This window comes from uncultured Aquimarina sp. (genome assembly GCF_947492405.1).
In the GTDB taxonomy this organism is placed as follows: Bacteria; Bacteroidota; Bacteroidia; order Flavobacteriales; family Flavobacteriaceae; genus Aquimarina.
In genome coordinates this window covers 486,811-505,086 of the sequence record NZ_CANLMP010000002.1, presented here as the reverse complement: position 1 = coordinate 505,086, position 18,276 = coordinate 486,811, and the positions used below count along the sequence as shown (strand labels likewise).

Below are 18,276 nucleotides of genomic sequence, written 5' to 3'. Positions count from 1 at the left end.
GTAATATTTTTTTATCTTTAACCCTTTAACTAATTAAAATTAAGAATCAGCGCAATGAAAAGACTATTTTCTATTCTGGCAATCGCAACAGTAATGGCTTTTGGAAATATGCAAGCAGCCACTGCTCCAGCCCAGTTAACGGCAAACGTGCAATTATTAATTGCACCAATAACAACAACTATTCAGGCTGAAGAGGAACCTGCAGCAGAGGAATCCTTTCACCAAAACCTTAAAAAACGTTTTATAGAAGGAGGTCCTAGCTTTATGGGAATCGTTCTTTTATGTTTGATTCTTGGTCTTGCGATAGCAATCGAAAGAATTATCTTTTTAAATTTATCTACTACTAATAGTAAGAAACTACAACAAAATGTAGAGGATGCTCTTAATAGTGGTGGAGTAGAAGCAGCAAAAGAAGTTTGTAGAAATACAAAAGGTCCAGTTGCCTCTATATACTATCAAGGTCTTGATAGAGCTGACGAAAGTATTGATGCTGCAGAAAAAGCAGTAGTTGCTTACGGAGGTGTACAAATGGGACAATTAGAGAAAAATGTATCTTGGGTATCTTTATTTATCGCTCTTGCTCCAATGCTTGGGTTTATGGGTACAGTAATCGGGATGATTGATGCATTTGATAAGATTGAAGCGGCAGGAGATATGCAGCCATCACTTGTAGCAGGAGGTATTAAAGTAGCACTTCTTACTACGGTATTTGGACTTATTGTTGCAATTATACTACAGGTATTCTATAACTACATTATCGCTAAGATTGATAGTATAGTAAATGATATGGAAGATGCATCGATTACTTTAATCGATATGTTAGTAGCTTACAAAAACAAAAAATAATAAATGACTGTTTAGATTTTGTTTAAGATAATAAAATCTTCATAGCATATTAGAACATTTATTATTTAAAAATAGGGTTGTTGAATTATAACAACCCAATAAAAATTAGTCACATGAAAATTTCAAAAATTTTATCATACGTTGTACTAGCTGTAGGTGCTATAGGTGCGATATTATTGTTCTTAATGAACGGTAATTTTACCACACTTATGGATAACTATGGTATTACAGAAGCGAAAGATTTGGTGAAAGATACATCTTCATCGGCTTTTGCAGAAGCTACTTCATTGGTGAGTCCTATGTATAATCTTACATTGGTTATTTTTGTTGTTATTATAATAGCAACATTAATTGCTGTTTTTTCAGCTTTAGCTAAAAACCCTGCTGGTTTAAAAAATGCTGGTATTGGACTTGTTGCTTTCCTAATCGTTTTAGGTATAGGTTATGCAATGGCAGAAGGTGTTGAGACACCAATGAAAGATGGAGAAGTTCTTTCTGAGGGTGGATCTAAATTGGTAGGAGCAGGTATTTATGCTTTCTACTTTTTAGCAGCTATTGCTGTTGGCCTGATGGCATTATCAGGTGTAAAAAAATTAATAGGTAAATAATTATGGCAAGAAGATCAGCACCTGAGGTGAACGCAGGATCTATGGCGGACATTGCATTTTTACTTCTTATATTCTTTCTGGTTACTACAACCATAGATACGGATAGAGGTATTAGTCGTAAGTTACCACCGCCTTTAGATGAAACCGTAGAGCCTCCAATTCTAAAACAAAAAAATATTTTTGTAGTAGAATTGAACAAAAATAATGACCTTTTAGTAGAAGAAGCTCCTATGGAGTTAAAGGATTTACGTGCTGCAGCTGTTGCTTTCTTAGATAATGGAGGAGGAAGCGGTGATGAAGCTTGTAGTTATTGTAAAGGAGATAAAGATCCTAGTTCTTCTGATAATCCAGAAAAAGCGGTAATATCTCTACGTAATAATAGAGAAACTAGTTACGGTACATATATAGCCGTACAAAATGAATTAGTTGCTGCTTATACTGAATTACGAAATAGAGAATCAGAACGACTTTACGGAAAGACATTTACTCAAATGGAAACTGAGCTTAAGGATGTAAACTACTCCGGTAGTAAGGATAGACTTAAGGATCAGATAAAACAAATACAGTTGATGTATCCAGAAAAACTTTCTGAAGCAGAACCAAAGAAATAAGTATAACATAAAAACGTAATTATGTCTAAGTTTAAAAAGAAAAAGGGTGGTGAATTACCCGCTATTTCAACAGCGTCTTTACCTGATATCGTATTTATGTTACTGTTTTTCTTTATGGTTGCAACAGTTATGAGGGAGAATAATCTAAAGATAGAGAATAGACTTCCTCAAGCGGATCAGACAGAAAAGCTAGATAAGAAAAACCTGGTGATGTATATTTATGCTGGAAAACCTAGTTCTAGATATGCTGCAAGTGCTGGTACGCAGGCAAGAATTCAGTTAAATGATAAATTTGCCGAAGTAAGCGATATTAAACCTTTTGTATTAGCAGAAAGAGCTGCTAAAAGAGAAGAAGAAGTACCTTTTCTTATTACAGCCCTAAAGGTTGATACTGATACCAATATGGGTCTTGTTGGCGATATTAAAAAAGAATTGAGAGAAGTTCAAGCGCTAAAAATTAACTACACCACAAGACAAGGTGATGCTACTGGTAATATTCAGTAAAGGTTAAAGATTTTAATATATCGAAAATCCCGCTATTTAGCGGGATTTTTTTTATGCCTTAATTTTTTTGATTATTCTAGATAAAAAATCCCTTAAATGTTTTTAGGGTTGAATGATAATTATAAGAACTACAATGCATTCTTGAACTTTCGGTTTTATGAATATTTAATCTTGATTTCTACATATGTTGTTATAATGGCATAACAATTGTTGCTACAATTTATAACTGTGATCTGTTAATATGATCAATATCTAACCTTCCAAGTCAGTGGTATTGAAATAATAGAAATAATGCAGTTTGATTCTATGATAGTCTTAGTTTTGAAAATACTTACTCTAAGTAGTGTAATCAAAACTTTATAAGATGTGAATGGATATTAGAGTTATTTTGTTCTTCCAAATAATACCACTTCAGGTTTACAGTGTGTGATTTAGTAAGTAATTATTAACTAAATATGTATTATTATGGCTAGAAGATTAGCACCAGAAGTGAACGCGGGATCCATGGCGGATATCGCTTTTTTATTACTTATCTTTTTTTTAGTAAGTACTACCATTGAAACAGACTATGGAATAAGTAGAAAATTGCCTCCACCACCAGATGAAGTCAAATCTGATATCATTGTCAAAGAAAAAAATCTATTTAGAGTAGAGTTAAATCAGGCTAATGAATTATTTGTTGAAAAGAAACCTCTACGATTCGAGGAGTTAAAAGCAGCTGCTATTGCCTTTTTAGATAATGGAGGAGGTTTAGAGAAAGAACACTGTGGTTATTGCCAAGGAGCAAGAGATCCAAAATCTTCGGATAACCCGAACAAGGCAATAATATCACTTATTAATAGCAGAGAAACTAATTATGAGACATATATCACTGTGCAGAATGAACTTATCAGTGCTTATAACGAATTACGAAATAGAGAGGCGCTTAGGATATATGGAATATCTTTTACAGAAATGCAGGTACAATTAAAAGATGCTAATCACTCTGGTGATAAGAAGAAACTTAGAGAACGGATAAAAGAAATCCAATTATTGTATCCAGAGAAACTTTCAGAAGCAGAACCCGTAACCGCAGAATTATAATAACTAAAAAACTATTCGTTATGTCAATATTTAAAAAGAAACAAAAAGCCGAGTTACCTGCAATTTCCACTGCATCTTTACCTGATATTGTTTTTATGTTGTTGTTCTTCTTTATGGTTGCCACTGTAATGAGGAACGATACATTGATTGTTAAGAACGAACTGCCATATGCAGATCAGATAGAAAAGCTAGATAGAAAAAATATGGTCATACATATTTATGCGGGTAAACCTAGTTCGAGATATAAAAATGTAGGTACAGAAGCAAAAATTCAGCTTAATGATAAGTTCGCACCTATTCAGGAGATTAAATCTTTTGTTTTGGAAGAGATAAAATCTAAGCCTGAAGAATTACGTCCTTTTTTGACAACAGCACTTAAGGTGGATAAGGACACCAAAATGGGACTTGTTGGGGATATAAAAAAAGAACTAAGAGCTATACATATGCTTAAGATCAATTATACAACAAAAACTGGACAAGTGTCAAATAACTTGCAATAATGTATTTTTAATTTGTTTTTATTTAATCCCGTGATCTTTCGCGGGATTATTAATTCTTGTTGTTTTTTAAGAAGTACTTCTATTTTCTAAATAAATAGATTTATTTTAGTAACCTCTATGAAATGGATGTTAAGAAATGTTAGCCAGATGAAACAATTGCTTTTATTTTTAAGCCTTTTCCTCTTAGCTTGTCTCAGTTTTGGGCAAGAAACAGTTTCAAATGATCTCGTTTCAGAAAAGAAAAAAGTATTAGATTCGCTTTATAGAGAAGATCAGTTCTATGTCGGTCTTACATTTAATTTACTGTGGAATACTCCGCCTGATGTTGGTCAATCAGGGTTTTCTGGTGGATTTCATTTAGGTTATACCAGAGATATGCCCATTAATAAAAGACGTAATGTAGCCATTGGATTAGGTTTAGGGTATTCTATCAACACTTACGGTCAAAATTTGTTTATTGGAGAAAATGAAGAAACTGGCCAGAGTATTTTTAGTAGTCTCGAAGGAGTAGATTATGACAGAAACAGATTTACTACACATCTTGTTGAGGCTCCACTAGAATTTAGATGGAGAACTTCTGTTCCGGATACGCATAAGTTTTGGAGAATCTATACCGGATTAAGAGTTGGATATCTATATTATTTTAATTCTAATTTTGAACAACCAGGAAATCAAGTAGGACAAACAAAAATTGATGAATTAAACCGTTGGAGAGTAGGAGCTACTTTTACTTTCGGATGGAACACTTTTAATTTTCACTTCTATTATAGTTTAAACCCTCTATTTAATAACAATGCGCTAATAGGTAATGAGGAAGTTGGTCTTAACGTTGCTAAAATTGGATTAATGTTTTATATCCTATAGCCAGAAATTAACAAGGGTAAGCTGAGGGATAACACCTATTAAAAAGCCTAGTGTAAGTTCTAAGTTGGTATGTGCTTTAAAATGTAATCTTGATGTCGCTACTAGACCATTAGCTATGATCATTGCAGCTATAAGTAGAATGAGATTTATCTCAAAATGTATACTTAATGCGATCGTAAACATTGTAACAGCTCCTGATCCAATCATATGAAGACTTGCTTTGATGTCAAAAAACACAATAAAAATTGCACTTAAGGACGATAGCAGAGCTCCTAAGAAGAAAAAATATAGTTCAGGATAATTGTATGCATCAATAATCATTTTAATTACTAGAAGTAATAATAATGATTGCAGCAATAAAGGAATTTTACGTTGTTTTACATCTTCCAAATGAATAGAGGTGATAATGCCCGTAGTTTTAAGAAAAAAATAGAGGACTATCGGGATAAGTACTGTGACAACTACTAAACCAAAAATTTTTGCTTGAATGATATTTTCCGGAATAAATCTAGGAGCAGTAACAAAATAAATTACTGAGCCAGCTATGGGCATCAATAATGGGTGAAAAATATATGAAATGCTTTTTAATAAAAAGTTCATTAAATCTTTTTTCGTAGCCTGGCAACCGAAATATCCAATTGCTCTCTGTATTTAGCTACAGTTCTTCTGGCTATAGGGTATCCTTTTTCTTTCAAGATTTTCGCTAACTTCTCGTCCGTTAGAGGTTTTTTCTTGTCTTCTTCCCCTATTGTAATTTCCAGTATTTTTTTTATTTCTCTTGTAGAAACTTCTTCTCCTTGATCGTTAGTCATAGATTCAGAGAAAAATTCTTTGATCAGCTTCGTTCCATAAGGAGTATCTACATATTTACTATTAGCTACTCTAGAAACCGTACTAACATCCATATCAATCTCATCTGCGATATCTTTAAGGATCATAGGTTTTAGATTACGCTCGTCTCCACTTAAGAAATAACTTTTTTGATAGTGCATTATTGCACTCATCGTTAAAAAAAGTGTTTGCTGTCTTTGTTTAACAGCTTCAATAAACCACTTAGCAGCATCTAATTTTTGCTTGATGAACATTACTGCATCTTTTTGGGATTTAGATTTTTCTTTACTGGCTTTATATCCCTGAAGCATATTGTTATATTCTCTGGAAACGTGTAATTCCGGAGCGTTACGACCGTTTAACGTAAGTTCTAGTTCTCCATCTATAATTCTGATTGTAAAATCAGGTACTACATGTTCTATAAGTTTATTGTTACCTGCATAAGCTCCCCCCGGTTTAGGATTAAGATGCTCAATTTCTTCAATTGCTTCTTTTAATAAATCTTCTGTAATGTCAAATTTGGTTAAAAGCTTGTCATAATGCTTTTTACTAAAATGATCAAAAGATTTGTCTAAGATCAATGATGCTAATTTAATAGGTATTGTAGTTTCTTTTCTTTCTAATTGAATTAATAGGCATTCCTGAAGATTTCTGGCGCCAACACCAGCAGGATCTAATTGATGTACTGTTTTTAGGATACTCTCTATCTTCTCTTCGGTGGTGTATACGTTTTGTGTAAAAGCAAGGTCATCCAGAATATCCGCTAAAGACCTTCTGATATAACCACTTTCGTCAATACTACCAACAAGGAATTCTGCAATTTCTCGCTCTTCTTCATCAAATCGATAGGTGTTCAATTGATTTACCAAATGTTGGTGAAATGATGTGCCAGAAGCATATGGAACATTTTTTTCTTCATCATCAGCACTATAGTTATTAGAACTTAAACGATAACTAGGTATTTCGTCATCACTAAGATATTCATCAACGTTAATGTCCGTTTCTATTTTTTCTGTTCCATAATCATCATCACCTGAACTTTCATTACCAAAAGCATCCTCAAATTCATCCGCTTTTTCCTTGCCGCTGTCCAATGCAGGGTTTTCCTCCATTTCTTGCTTTAAACGCTGTTCAAATGCTTGCGTAGGAAGCTGGATTAGCTTCATCAACTGAATTTGCTGAGGAGAAAGTTTTTGAGAAAGTTTAAAATTTAATTGTTGCTTTAGCATAAAAATATCAATGTTCTTATACTCACAAAAATAAACAAAATACGGCGTACTTCTGTAGGTAATCGATGGTTAGTTTAGTGAAACTTTTTTATAAAATTCGTTAAAAGCGAAGATTAAAAAAAAGACAGTTGAACTAATCCTGCATTTAGTGCGGGATCTCATTCGTAATAGTTTTGAAATTTATTTTTTAAATAAACTTCAAAACTATTTCATGCAACTTATCAATAAACGCGCCAAAATCGATTTATTACTTTTTGAAAGATTTTTTTAAGAAGTAGCTGTCCAGTCGATATGTTAGGTTAGGGGATGAAAATTTTATTCTTTATGGCATAAATCACCAATCCGGTTCGATTTTTCAGATGTAATTTTTCAAATATAGAATCTCTATATCCTTCAATGGTTTTAGGGCTAAGACACATGTCACTAGCAATTTCTTTATATGTTTTTTCTGTACAAGCGTGTTTGATGAATTCCATTTCTCGCTCTTTTAATAGTACTTTGTTTTCTTTTTTAGGATTTAACGAACCTAATAATAAATTAGTAACATCTTTGGTGTGATAGAAACCGGTTTCCTGTACTTCTACCAGTGCATTTTCGAGAATACTTTTTTCTGTGTCTTTTAATAAATACCCTTTAGCTCCTGCTCGAAGCATTTTAAGAATGGTTTTTTCATCCTCTTCTACGGAAAGTGCCAGAACATTTACCTGTGGATATTCTTCTTTAAGAGCAATCGTAGTTTCAATACCATTCATAATGGGCATATTGATATCCATAAGAACAATATCCGGAATGTTTTTAGGATCTTTTAATCGAGTAAGTAGTTCTCTTCCGTTTTTGCACAGGTACAATATTTTGAATTTAGAAAATCCATTTACCAATCCCGCAAGTGCCTGTGATAATAGGATGTGATCTTCTACAATGACTACTGAGTACTTCATGAGTGTATTTTTTGTGTGACAATGACTTTTAAAAAAAGTTTGCTTAATGAAACTTAATTTGTCAGTCTGAGCTTGTCGAATATTATTTGTTTTCTATACACTTCGACAAGCTCTGTGTGATATAGAAACATTATTTATATCTAAATGCTATATTAATCAATTTCCTCTTCTGTAACCAATTTTTTATAATGATATGTCAAGGTTATGGCGGTGCCTTTTCCTTTGGTAGAATCCAAACTAACCTCTGCGTTTATTAATTTTCCTCTGTTCTGCATATTGCATAATCCAATACCGATACTTTTTCTGGATGTAAGATTCTTCATATCAAAACCTACACCATCGTCTTTTGCGTTAATAACTAGTTTTTCTTGATCATAACGTACATTAACACTAAGTTTAGAAGCTTTAGAGTGTTTAATAGTATTGCTAAAAAACTCTTGTAATATTCTAAAAATAATTATTTCCGCTTTGTCGTCTAAGGTTCTTATTTCCGTATTACTGCTTAGGGTTGCTTCAATAAATTGTAATCTGTTAAATCGTTCTACTTCTAATGCAATGGCTTCTGTAAGGCTCAGACTTTTAATCGCATCTGGGTTAATTAACTTGGATAAGGCTCTTAACTCTGTAAGGCTCTTGGTGATCGTTTCTGTAACCTCAGGAAGTCTTTTTGGATCTTCTTTCGCCACATCCACTTGTATTTTTGCCAAAGTGAGTAATTGACCAATATTATCGTGCAGCTCCCAACTAATATTGCGTAATGTTTCTTCTCGTATTTCTATCTGTGTTTCCGCAATCGCACGCTCAAACTTTTTTTCAGCCTCTTTTTGTTGTAGCAATAAACTATTTTTTCTTCTCTGGAAAACCCAGAAAAGCGTAATAATAAGTATAACTAATATAATGAGTACTACAGTTGCAATTAATATTGCTGTTTCTTGTCGCTCCATATAAATCCAATAATAAAACAGGTATTCATGATTACAGTCAAAGTGATGTTAACTAATAATAAAACGGTAGCATCAGTTAGTTCTTCATAGTAGTTTCTTAAAATCCGAAAAGGAAGATTGCCAACAAAATAGATTAGTAATCCAAAGCTAATCCATATGAGCAGATTCTTTTTTGCATGTAGAACCTGCTCTGAATTTAATATTTCAAAAAAGTAAAGTAAAATACTAATGACCAAAAATAATGCTCCCAGTATATATGGTAATCTTTGATATTCTATCATATAGTTTTCAAAAAAACCATTGATTATAAAAGAGCTTAAATATATAATACCGAAGTAAAGCGCTAATTTCTTATTTTTTTTGTTTTTAAAATAGTGACGATATAATAACAAGAAAAATGTAAAATTTACGGCATTATAGATGTTGTGAATTATTGCATTTATTCCTCCATCCAGTTTAATATAGAGTCCTGTTAATTCATTAAAAGCAACGTACCAAATGAAGAATATAAAATATCGTAGAAATTTTGCGTCTTTATATTTGTAAAAGAAAATGGTTCCAATTATAGCTGCTAGAACTTCAAATCCTACACAAAATTTTATTAATAAGTTTATAATCTCGTTACTCAAGGTCTTTATTTGTTTTACTGTTCTTCTCCCATAGGGGGTGTTCCCGTTACTTCATTAGCAATTAAACTGTTTTCTTCTTCTAATAAATTACTAAGGTTTACATTAAAGAAACCAGCTCTTTGATACAATTTACCGTCTTTTCCTCTAATACTATCAAAACCGATAATATCTTTTAATAATTCAACATTGAATTTGTTATCTAAGGTATATCCTAAATCTACTAGTTTTCCGTCTACTTTTTTTCTTACTGTTGGAGCAATAAAAAAGGTCTGTCGCTGTGCATATTTCTTGTTTTTTCCATCACGGACATAATCATCAGGATACAATGCAAAATAAAATCTAAACCCTGATGGTTTTACTCTTGCTTTACGTGATTTTATTTTTACATACCTAATGTATTGTTGTAAATCATTAAAGTCATAAAAAAGTGATCTTGTAGCTTTAAACGGTTTGTCATCTCCATCCTGTCCTACGACTTCGTTAATGAGTTCTTCTCTTTCATCATATAAATGATAAATTTCTTTAGCAAAATCAGATTGGATAATATTTTTTGGTGCTCTGCGAGTATCAGGACCATTACCCAGTTGTTCTTTTAAAGAAAGAATAGTGCTGTCTTTACTTTTTAATGTAACATTTAACGCTTCAATTTGATTTTTAAATTCTTTGATTTGTGTGTCATTGTTACATGATGGCATTGCAATTAGTATAATTGCGATAATCAGATACTGTTTAATACGGTTGGTTTGTTGTTTCATTTTTGATATAGGTTTATTAAGTATTTGTGTGATTTTGGCGCTAGCCAAAATAATTAGTAAGTTAAAACTTAGTTTTACAAAGTTTTAAGAATTAAAAATACCATTTTAAATAGTTTTAAAAAATTTAAGGCTTCCGGAATTGTAGTTTAAATAAAAGAAAGTATTGAGTAACAATGGTTTTCAGAGATCTTTGTCGGTATAGCTGATTTTATAGAAAGGGGGAAACACCCCTATTATAAAAAGGGGAATAACGGTTGATTTGTTATATTCTCAGTTAATAATTCTTTGGAATCAATAAGCGTAGAAAACATCCATCCCCAGCCCTTCCTTCGAAGGAAGGGAGTTAAAAGGAGTTAAGTGAAGTCCCTCTTTGAAGAGGGATTTAGGGAGATGTTTTTTAACTGTGTGTAACATCCTCACCCAGCCTCTCCTTCAAAGGAGAGGAGTTAAAGCGTTTGTATATGAATTTTAATCATAAGAATAAGTAAAGTCCCTCTTCGAAAGCCTGTCCGCCAGTTAGGAGGAAGGTATTTAGAGAGATGTTCTTATGAGTAATTTGAAAAACAGTATGATTTATTACTGTTTAAGACTTTTAATGACTTCTTTAAGTTCTACAAGAACTGTTTCTAGATCATTCAAAATTTGTTCATTTGTAAATCGAATGAATTTTACTCCTAATTTTTCAATTCGACTTTGTCTATGACTATCTTCAAGAAATTGATTATCATGTGAACCCCCATCTATTTCTATGGCAAGTCCTATTTCTTTACAGTAAAAATCAACAACATATTCTAATATGGGAAATTGACGAAAGAATTGAACTCCAAGTTGTGTTTTTCTAATCCTATCCCAAATAACCTTTTCTGTTTCGGTCATTTCTTTTCTAAGCAATTTTGCTAGTTCTCTGGCTTCAGGTGCATATTGGAGTATGTTTTGGAGTGCCACTTTAATAATAAATGTTAATGAGCAGTAAAGTAAGCAATTCTTGTTTAATATGCATCCTTTTAAAGAAGTATGAGTTGTGATAAGTCCCTCTTTGAAGAGGGATTTAGGGAGATGTTATTTAAAGTTTCTTTTTTGCTAAAGTATTAATTTTAAAAACATCTATCCCCAACCCTTCCTTCGGAGGAAGGGAGTTAAAAGGAGTTAAGTGAAGTCCCTCTTCAGATAATTGAGTTTGTCGAAATGTAACAAGGATTTAAGGAGAGGTGTGTTTTGATGATGTTTCACTTTTTTTATCTCACTACAAATCTTGTTTTGTTTTCGTATTAGCCAAATTTGCGAAATATTACACTAAATATTTTCGAAATGTATGACGAAATATTTTCGCCGTACAGAAGAGTTTTCTTATTAAAAAACATCAAAATTATTAAACTTTATAATTGCAAAAATGACATCTTAATAAAATGTTAAATTTTTAATTTAACGAAAACGTTTTTCGTTAAAATAATTGTTAAATACACCTCTCGCAATTGTCGGGAGATTTTTTCTTCTCTTACTTCATAGTAGCTATAAAGCTATAGAACTAAACTTTTCGAAAAGTAATTTTTTACAACTAACATCTTAAAACAAAAACCAAAATCATGAGAAAAATTTATTTAGTACTTAGTGTGATCCTGGGTCTATTTTCTTGTACATCAGATGTAGACAATTTGGATTCTGAAATGAAATCAATCGAACTATCAGCAAAAACTAGTTCTGAAAATGTAAAATTATTAAGCGCTTGGACCGCGAATAGAAGTAGTCCTGTACATATTAATTACCAGAGAAAATTTAAAGTAAAAGTTAAAAACTTAGCGTACCAAAAAGAGGTTGTAATCCATCACGCAACTTTTAATGGAAATTGGGTGGATATACCATTAACATTCGAACAAGCAATTGATAATGATGAAGAGATCTGGGTAGGAGAGGTTACTCCGGATTATGAGATCTATAGTGACGAATTCGTAGTAAAGTACACCGTGAATGGAGAAACGTATTGGGATAATAATAACGGTAAGAACTATAGTATGCTGGTAAATGTAGGAGGATATTTATCACCAGAAATAAAAGTAGAATTAAACAATAGTTTTACAAGATCTACCGGTTCATCGTTTGCTATCAATGTTAATGCGACACGTAATTACGGTACTCCGGCTACTCTAGAGGTGGTTTATACTACGGATGGTTGGGTAACAAAAAATACAGTACCCTTAACATATCAAAGATACTTTAGAGTCGGGTATGCTCATTATATTATGAGCCCTAATCAATTTGATGTCGACGTGTATAATACATCCATAAGAGTGGCTGATGAAGTGCAATCCATAGATTTTGCTATTGTGTACAGAATAGACGGACAAGAGTATTGGGATAATAATTATGGAAAGAACTATACTTTAAATAAGATTATATATTAACAATCAGATAATTAAACAATCACAAATCACTAACAACAATGAAGAAGTATTTTTATTTATTTATAAGTTTATTGGTGCTATCCTGTAGCACAGAAGACGATTTTATTGAAAATCAAGAGGCAGAAATCACTATAACTGAAGTCACTGCTAAAAGCTCAAATCCAGTAAGTCTTCTCAAAGCTTGGACGACATATAGTTCATATAGAGGGTATCAAGGGTATACTAGAAAGTTTACTGTTAAAGTTGCAAATCTTGCATACGATAAAAGCGTAAGTATTTATCATCAGAGATTAGATGGAAATTGGGATGAAATACCCTTATCATATAGCCAAAGTGTCAATGACGGGCAAAATGAAATTTGGACAGTAGAATATACTAATGGAGGTTATAGTATTGATCGTATTTATGCAGATGAGTTCGTGGTAAAGTATGAGGTAGACGGGATCACTTATTGGGATAATAATAATGGGACTAATTATGCAATGTCTCGATCAGAGGGATCTCTTTTTGCTGATCAAAGCCTTCAAGTTAGTGCAGATACTGATTTTGTAAGTTTGTCTTACTTTCCTTATGACGATAAAAACACATTTAATATCACTGTAGACGTAAGAAATCTAGCCCCTACTAAAGAAGTTGGGGTCGTGTACTCTTCTGATGGATGGCAAACACAATCATATGTGCCACTTACATACAGACAAACCTGGACAAATGGACCGTTGTATTATATTCAGAGTCCTAATAATTTTGGGATTGAAAGATGGCAAGGTAATGCCAGATTGGATACCTCGGTTAATGAATTAGAATATGCGGTAGTTTATAGAGTAAATGGAAATGAGTACTGGGATAATAATTATGGTAAGAATTATACAGTAACTATAAATTCTTACAATTAAATAAAGACGTTTATTTAATGGAGAAGTCCGCCTTACATGTGTGTTTGTATGGCGGACTTTAATTTTTAGTTAAAGTGATAACTCCATTTTGATATTACTTCGTAGGTAAGGAGAGTCTTTTTCAAGATCAATTTCTACAAAACCATATTTTCTGTAAATATGTATAGCATTTTCTAGGATTTTGTTAGAGTATAAAATTAGCTTAGTCCAGTTCTGATCTTGAGCAAAGTCTATACAAAAGGACATTAATCTTTGCCCAATGCTTTGTCCTTGAAATTTTGGAGACACAGCCATTTTTCCTAATTCATAGATTCCTTCTTCTATTTTGATAAGAGAAAATGTACCTGCAATTTCATCTTCTGATTTAGCAAAGAAAATATGACCACCTTTATTGATAATCGTTTCTTCACATCGTTCCAGTAGATCTATGTCGTGTGGTTCTACTACAAAATATTTTTCTAGCCATTCTATATTAAGGTCAGCAAAATCTTTTGCATATTTTGGATCAAAAGGGATGATTTTTATTTGTTCGATAGAGTTCATAGTCGTTCTTTTAGGTTTTCTAGTATACGTTTGCTAAGTGCTTTTTCTTTGAATTGATTTTCCATATAAGTTAAATGACGCGTTAAACTTGTTGAAGAACCTTCTGTAAGCCATTTTACTTGTTTATCTATTGCTTCCCAAACGGGAACCAATTGTTTATGTGTTTTTTTTCCTTTACTAGATAGTTGAAAAAGTTTTTTTCTTTTATCAGTTTTATCTACTTCAAACTTAATTAATTCTTTAGTTAGAAGTTTTTTTAAGGCTTGCGTAATAGCAGGTTGAGTGTATTGTAATTGTTCTTGTATTTCTGAAGTGGTAGAGTTTTTTTTGTCTGCTATAATTTTAAAAATAGGAAATAGATATGGGTCAAAATCTATTTTTAATGTGGTATATAGGAGTTGAGTTTCTTTCATTAGATATTCACTTAATCTATTTAATCTAGAGCCTAAACCCAACTCTCCAAATTCTTGTAATTTATCTTGCATAAGTATTTATATAAGTACTTATGTAAAAATAAGTATTTTTTTTAAACTTTAAAAGTATAAGCTATCTTTTCTAGATAGGATAGAATGAAATATAACCGTGATTTTTGTAAAACTTGATGAATTACAGGTCTTAATCGAATGCTAGTTAAGTGCTTGCGAATATCACTCTCTTTTTTACGAATACTATTTAAATGTATTTTAAGGCACTATGTAGCTTTGAGTTCCGTTGTAATTAAATTACACTTTTTTAGAATATAACCGAACTCATTACTAAAAACGATAGACTTTTTTCTATTATTTTTTAGAATAAACTCAACTCAATATTAAATTAACCACACATGATCTTTTTAACTCGATTAAAACTTTTAGTAGTATTGCTAATAGTAGCCTCTTTTGCGGCAGCACAGACTCCAGAAGGAGAATTAAAACGTTGGCATAAAATTACTTTATCTTTCGAAGGACCAGAAACTTCAGAGACAGCGAACCCAAATCCTTTTTCGGATTATAGATTAGAAGTTACTTTTACTAATGGAACCCTTTCTTATATAGTTCCAGGATTTTATGCAGGGTGCAATGATGCTGCAGATTCTAGCTGTGATTCAGGTAATATATGGCAAGTACATTTTACTCCAGGAAAAATAGGAAGCTGGAATTGGTCAGCGGCTTTTACTTCTGGTAATGATGTCGCTATTAATGGTGGAGGTTCTAGCGCTGGATTTATGGATGGTTCCTCAGGATCATTTATTGTAGAAGAATCTGATAAATCTGGAAGAGATTTTAGATCAAAAGATAAAGGAAAACTCCAATATGTTGGGGAACATTACCTACAGCATTCAGGTACGGACCCTAAGAGTCCAAACGGTCCGTGGTTTGTGAAAGCCGGAGCAGATGCTCCAGAAAACACATTGGCATATAACGATTTTGATAATACGCCAAATCGTGGAGGTAGAAGAAAAGATTGGAATCCACATCAGCAGGATTACGATGCCGGTGATGCTGGCGAATATACTTGGAAGAATGGACAAGGAACTGAGCTTTTAGGTGTGGTTAATTATCTTTCTACTAAAGGATTAAATGCCTTTTCTTTCTTAACATTAAGTCTTCACGGAGATGATGAGAATGTTTTCCCTCACTTGATAAAAGTTTCAGAAAATGTTTATAATGGATACAATGATGGTCAACAATGGAATCAAGGAGTTCATAAAGATCGTTTTGATATCTCCAAAATGGCCCAATGGGAGAAGATATTTGAATACGCGGATAAAAAAGGTGTATTTCTACATTTTAAAACATTGGAAACCGAAAATGATAATATCATGGACGATAATACCAATGGGAGACAACGTAAACTTTATTACCGTGAGTTAATTGCTCGTTTTGGACACCATCTGGCATTAAATTGGAATATTACAGAAGAAACCACCTTGCCAGATAATGTAACAAAATCCATTGCTTCTTATATTAAAGATGTAGATCCATATGATAATCATATTGTTTTACATACGTATCCTGGTCAACAAGATCAACGATATGATCCCTTATTAGGAACTAATTCTGAACTTACCGGAGCATCCATTCAGACCGATAAAAATAAAGTTCATAATGATGTAAGAAGATGGTTGGAGAAATCAAGAAATGCAGGAAAAAAATGGGTTGTTGCCAATGATGAACAAGGAAGCGCAAATATAGGCGTTGATCAAGACGGTAAAGAAGATAAACTAGTTCGCGATAAAGTATTGTGGGGCACTCTTATGGCTGGAGGTACCGGAGTAGAATATTATTATGGTTATCAAACAGGAGAAACAGATTTAACCGCTCAAAATCACAGATCGAGAGATGTTAAATATTCTCATGCGAGTCATGCACTAAATTTCTTTGAATCTTATTTACAAGAAGATTTAGTAGATATGGTATCCTCTGATGGTATAACATCTGCAAACGATTATGTTTTGGCTAAACCTGGAGAAATATATGCAATATATCTTCCAGATGGTGGATCTACAAATATCGATTTGCCTTCCGGAACTTGGCAAGTACAGTGGTATAACCCAAGATCTGGAGGAAGTTTAAGTAGCGCAACTGCTGTGTCTAATACTATAGTTGCACCAGATACTAATGATTGGGTGGCTTTAATTAAAGGAGAATCGGATGGAACAGATTGTACCAATACGCAAAATGTTGTGGCTGTTCAAGATGCTTATCTACAAGGAGCTACCTTATTTAACTCCTCAGAGTTACGAGTGGAAAGCGGAAATAGAATATCTTATTTACAATTTGTTGTTCCTACTCCAACAGAAACGATAACTGGAGTAAAGTTACAAATGTCTGTTAGCACAGATGGAGGTAATGGACTTATCGAAGTATATAGAGGAACTTCTAACAATTGGACAGAAAGTAATCTGTCTGATAATAATAAACCAGGAGAAGGTTCGCTACTTGGTTCTTTAAACACAACATATACCGAAGGTCAATTATATGAATGGGACTTATCTGGAATTAGTGCAGGAGAAACAGTTTCTTTAGTAGTGAAGCAAGCAGGTGGGAATGATGTCTCTTTTTCGTCTAAAGAAGGTTCAAATGCCCCAAAACTTATTTTAGAATTAGATTGCAATGATGGTGGAGACGGAGGAGACGGAAATAATGCTTGTGTTGCTTTAGAAGAAAATGGAATCGTTGCAGTAGAGGCGGAGCATTTTGAAGGTCAGTCAAAAACTGAAAAGAGAAAATGGTATTTCCAAGATGGAACTGTTGCTACGCCAACACCAGATCCAGACCCAAGTCATCATGCGTCTGCAAGTGGTGATGGATATCTAGAAATATTACCCGATACTAGAGTTACTCATGATGATCCGCTAGTAAACGGAGAAAGCTTTTCTAATACACCTGGTGTTGTTGGTATTTTAGATTATAAAGTGAAATTTACGACTCCTGGAAGGTATTTTGTATGGGTACGATTATATTCCACGGGATCCGAAGATAATGGAATTCATGTGGGAATCGATGGTACTTGGCCAGCATCAGGACAACGAATGCAGTGGTGTGCAGGTAAGAATCAATGGACTTGGGAAAGTAAACAAAGAACTAATGCGAACCATTGCGGAGAAGCTGAACTAATATATATAGATGTTCCTTCTGCTGGAATACATACGATTTCTTTTTCTATGAGAGAAGATGGAGTAGAGATGGATAAGTTTGTATTGTCGCAAACTTATACTAAACCTACGGGAACAGGACCGGATGAAGTTTTGGTTGATTGTGCCCTTTCTGTGGATGATTTTGATATTAAGAAATTCAGTTTATATCCAAATCCTGCTGAAAATTTTATAAACGTAAAAGGGCTAACCACTGGAACTGGTTCAGTTTATGATATGACAGGAAGAAAAGTAATGTCTTCTATAACTATTTCAGAATCCGAAAATAATGTTATTGATATATCAGGAATTCCTTCTGGAGTGTATTTTATGATAATTAGAAATGGAAAAGATCAGAATACATTAAAGTTTATTAAAAGATAAGTTTCTTAGTGCTTGTTTTCTAAGAGATAAATTTATTATTTGAAATGGGGTTGAAATGATTTGGTGTTATTTCCATCCCATTTTTTATAATATCCCCGG

19 protein-coding genes are annotated in these 18,276 nt (G+C 32.9%); 10 read left to right on the top strand and 9 right to left on the bottom strand.

Going from position 1 to position 18,276, the window contains the following annotated elements; translation table 11 throughout:
* Window positions 1–54: 54 nt before the first annotated feature.
* The 7 genes from Q0829_RS08560 (at window position 55) to Q0829_RS08530 (ending at window position 5,016) form a co-directional block, all read left to right on the top strand.
* Entirely contained in the window at window positions 55–846 is a 792-nt protein-coding gene (locus tag Q0829_RS08560; RefSeq protein ID WP_118459220.1) for a MotA/TolQ/ExbB proton channel family protein, read from the top strand.
* Between the two features lie 113 nt (window positions 847–959).
* Entirely contained in the window at window positions 960–1,454 is a 495-nt protein-coding gene (locus Q0829_RS08555) for a phosphoethanolamine transferase domain-containing protein (RefSeq protein ID WP_298541755.1), read from the top strand.
* 2 nt (window positions 1,455–1,456) lie between these two features.
* On the top strand, window positions 1,457–2,065 hold the full coding sequence (locus tag Q0829_RS08550; protein WP_298541754.1) for a biopolymer transporter ExbD: 609 nt from the start codon (window positions 1,457–1,459) through the stop codon (window positions 2,063–2,065).
* A gap of 21 nt (window positions 2,066–2,086) precedes the next feature.
* Window positions 2,087–2,569: a biopolymer transporter ExbD gene (locus Q0829_RS08545; RefSeq protein ID WP_118459217.1), complete on the top strand. Its 483-nt coding sequence runs from the start codon at window positions 2,087–2,089 to the stop codon at window positions 2,567–2,569.
* Window positions 2,570–3,034: 465 nt separating this feature from the next.
* Window positions 3,035–3,652 carry a biopolymer transporter ExbD gene (locus Q0829_RS08540; RefSeq protein ID WP_298541753.1) on the top strand — a complete coding sequence of 206 codons (618 nt, stop codon included), beginning with the start codon at window positions 3,035–3,037 and terminating at the stop codon, window positions 3,650–3,652.
* Window positions 3,653–3,672: 20 nt separating this feature from the next.
* Entirely contained in the window at window positions 3,673–4,152 is a 480-nt protein-coding gene (locus Q0829_RS08535) for a biopolymer transporter ExbD (RefSeq protein WP_298541752.1), read from the top strand.
* A 147-nt stretch (window positions 4,153–4,299) separates the two neighbouring features.
* Window positions 4,300–5,016 (top strand): porin family protein, encoded by a 717-nt coding sequence (locus Q0829_RS08530; RefSeq protein ID WP_298541751.1) that lies wholly within the window; start codon window positions 4,300–4,302, stop codon window positions 5,014–5,016.
* Here the strand turns inward: Q0829_RS08530 and Q0829_RS08525 are convergent.
* The 7 genes from Q0829_RS08525 to Q0829_RS08495 form a co-directional block, all read right to left on the bottom strand.
* Window positions 5,011–5,616: a hypothetical protein gene (locus tag Q0829_RS08525; protein WP_298541750.1), complete on the bottom strand. Its 606-nt coding sequence runs from the start codon at window positions 5,614–5,616 to the stop codon at window positions 5,011–5,013. The two genes, Q0829_RS08530 and Q0829_RS08525, sit on opposite strands and share 6 nt — an antisense overlap.
* Window positions 5,616–7,076, bottom strand: coding sequence for an RNA polymerase factor sigma-54 (rpoN, locus tag Q0829_RS08520; RefSeq protein WP_298541749.1), 1,461 nt, complete (start codon window positions 7,074–7,076; stop codon window positions 5,616–5,618). Before rpoN ends, Q0829_RS08525 begins: the two co-directional genes overlap by 1 nt.
* Before the next feature lie 299 nt (window positions 7,077–7,375).
* Entirely contained in the window at window positions 7,376–8,014 is a 639-nt protein-coding gene (locus Q0829_RS08515; RefSeq protein ID WP_298541748.1) for a response regulator transcription factor, read from the bottom strand.
* A 152-nt stretch (window positions 8,015–8,166) separates the two neighbouring features.
* On the bottom strand, window positions 8,167–8,958 hold the full coding sequence (locus Q0829_RS08510) for an ATP-binding protein (RefSeq protein WP_298541747.1): 792 nt from the start codon (window positions 8,956–8,958) through the stop codon (window positions 8,167–8,169).
* Window positions 8,931–9,587 (bottom strand): hypothetical protein, encoded by a 657-nt coding sequence (locus tag Q0829_RS08505; RefSeq protein ID WP_298541746.1) that lies wholly within the window; start codon window positions 9,585–9,587, stop codon window positions 8,931–8,933. Before Q0829_RS08505 ends, Q0829_RS08510 begins: the two co-directional genes overlap by 28 nt.
* A 14-nt stretch (window positions 9,588–9,601) precedes the next feature.
* Complete coding sequence (locus tag Q0829_RS08500; RefSeq protein ID WP_298541745.1) at window positions 9,602–10,342, bottom strand: hypothetical protein; 741 nt, start codon at window positions 10,340–10,342, stop codon at window positions 9,602–9,604.
* Between the two features lie 576 nt (window positions 10,343–10,918).
* A complete protein-coding gene (locus tag Q0829_RS08495; RefSeq protein ID WP_298541744.1) occupies window positions 10,919–11,287 on the bottom strand; it encodes an endonuclease domain-containing protein in 369 nt (122 codons plus the stop codon).
* A 638-nt stretch (window positions 11,288–11,925) separates the two neighbouring features.
* Here Q0829_RS08495 and Q0829_RS08490 point away from each other — a divergent pair.
* Together Q0829_RS08490 and Q0829_RS08485 are read left to right on the top strand one after the other, a co-directional pair.
* Complete coding sequence (locus Q0829_RS08490; RefSeq protein ID WP_298541743.1) at window positions 11,926–12,741, top strand: carbohydrate-binding protein; 816 nt, start codon at window positions 11,926–11,928, stop codon at window positions 12,739–12,741.
* 38 nt (window positions 12,742–12,779) lie between these two features.
* Entirely contained in the window at window positions 12,780–13,634 is an 855-nt protein-coding gene (locus Q0829_RS08485; RefSeq protein ID WP_298541742.1) for a carbohydrate-binding protein, read from the top strand.
* Window positions 13,635–13,703: 69 nt separating this feature from the next.
* Here Q0829_RS08485 and Q0829_RS08480 read toward each other — a convergent pair whose 3' ends face one another.
* Both Q0829_RS08480 and Q0829_RS08475 read right to left on the bottom strand, forming a co-directional pair.
* On the bottom strand, window positions 13,704–14,177 hold the full coding sequence (locus Q0829_RS08480) for a GNAT family N-acetyltransferase (protein ID WP_298541741.1): 474 nt from the start codon (window positions 14,175–14,177) through the stop codon (window positions 13,704–13,706).
* Window positions 14,174–14,662: a MarR family transcriptional regulator gene (locus Q0829_RS08475; RefSeq protein WP_298541740.1), complete on the bottom strand. Its 489-nt coding sequence runs from the start codon at window positions 14,660–14,662 to the stop codon at window positions 14,174–14,176. The genes Q0829_RS08480 and Q0829_RS08475 overlap by 4 nt, the downstream gene beginning before the upstream one ends.
* Before the next feature lie 338 nt (window positions 14,663–15,000).
* On the opposite strand from Q0829_RS08475, the gene Q0829_RS08470 reads away from it, so the two are divergent.
* Window positions 15,001–18,177: a DUF5060 domain-containing protein gene (locus tag Q0829_RS08470; RefSeq protein WP_298541739.1), complete on the top strand. Its 3,177-nt coding sequence runs from the start codon at window positions 15,001–15,003 to the stop codon at window positions 18,175–18,177.
* Window positions 18,178–18,276: the final 99 nt, after the last annotated feature.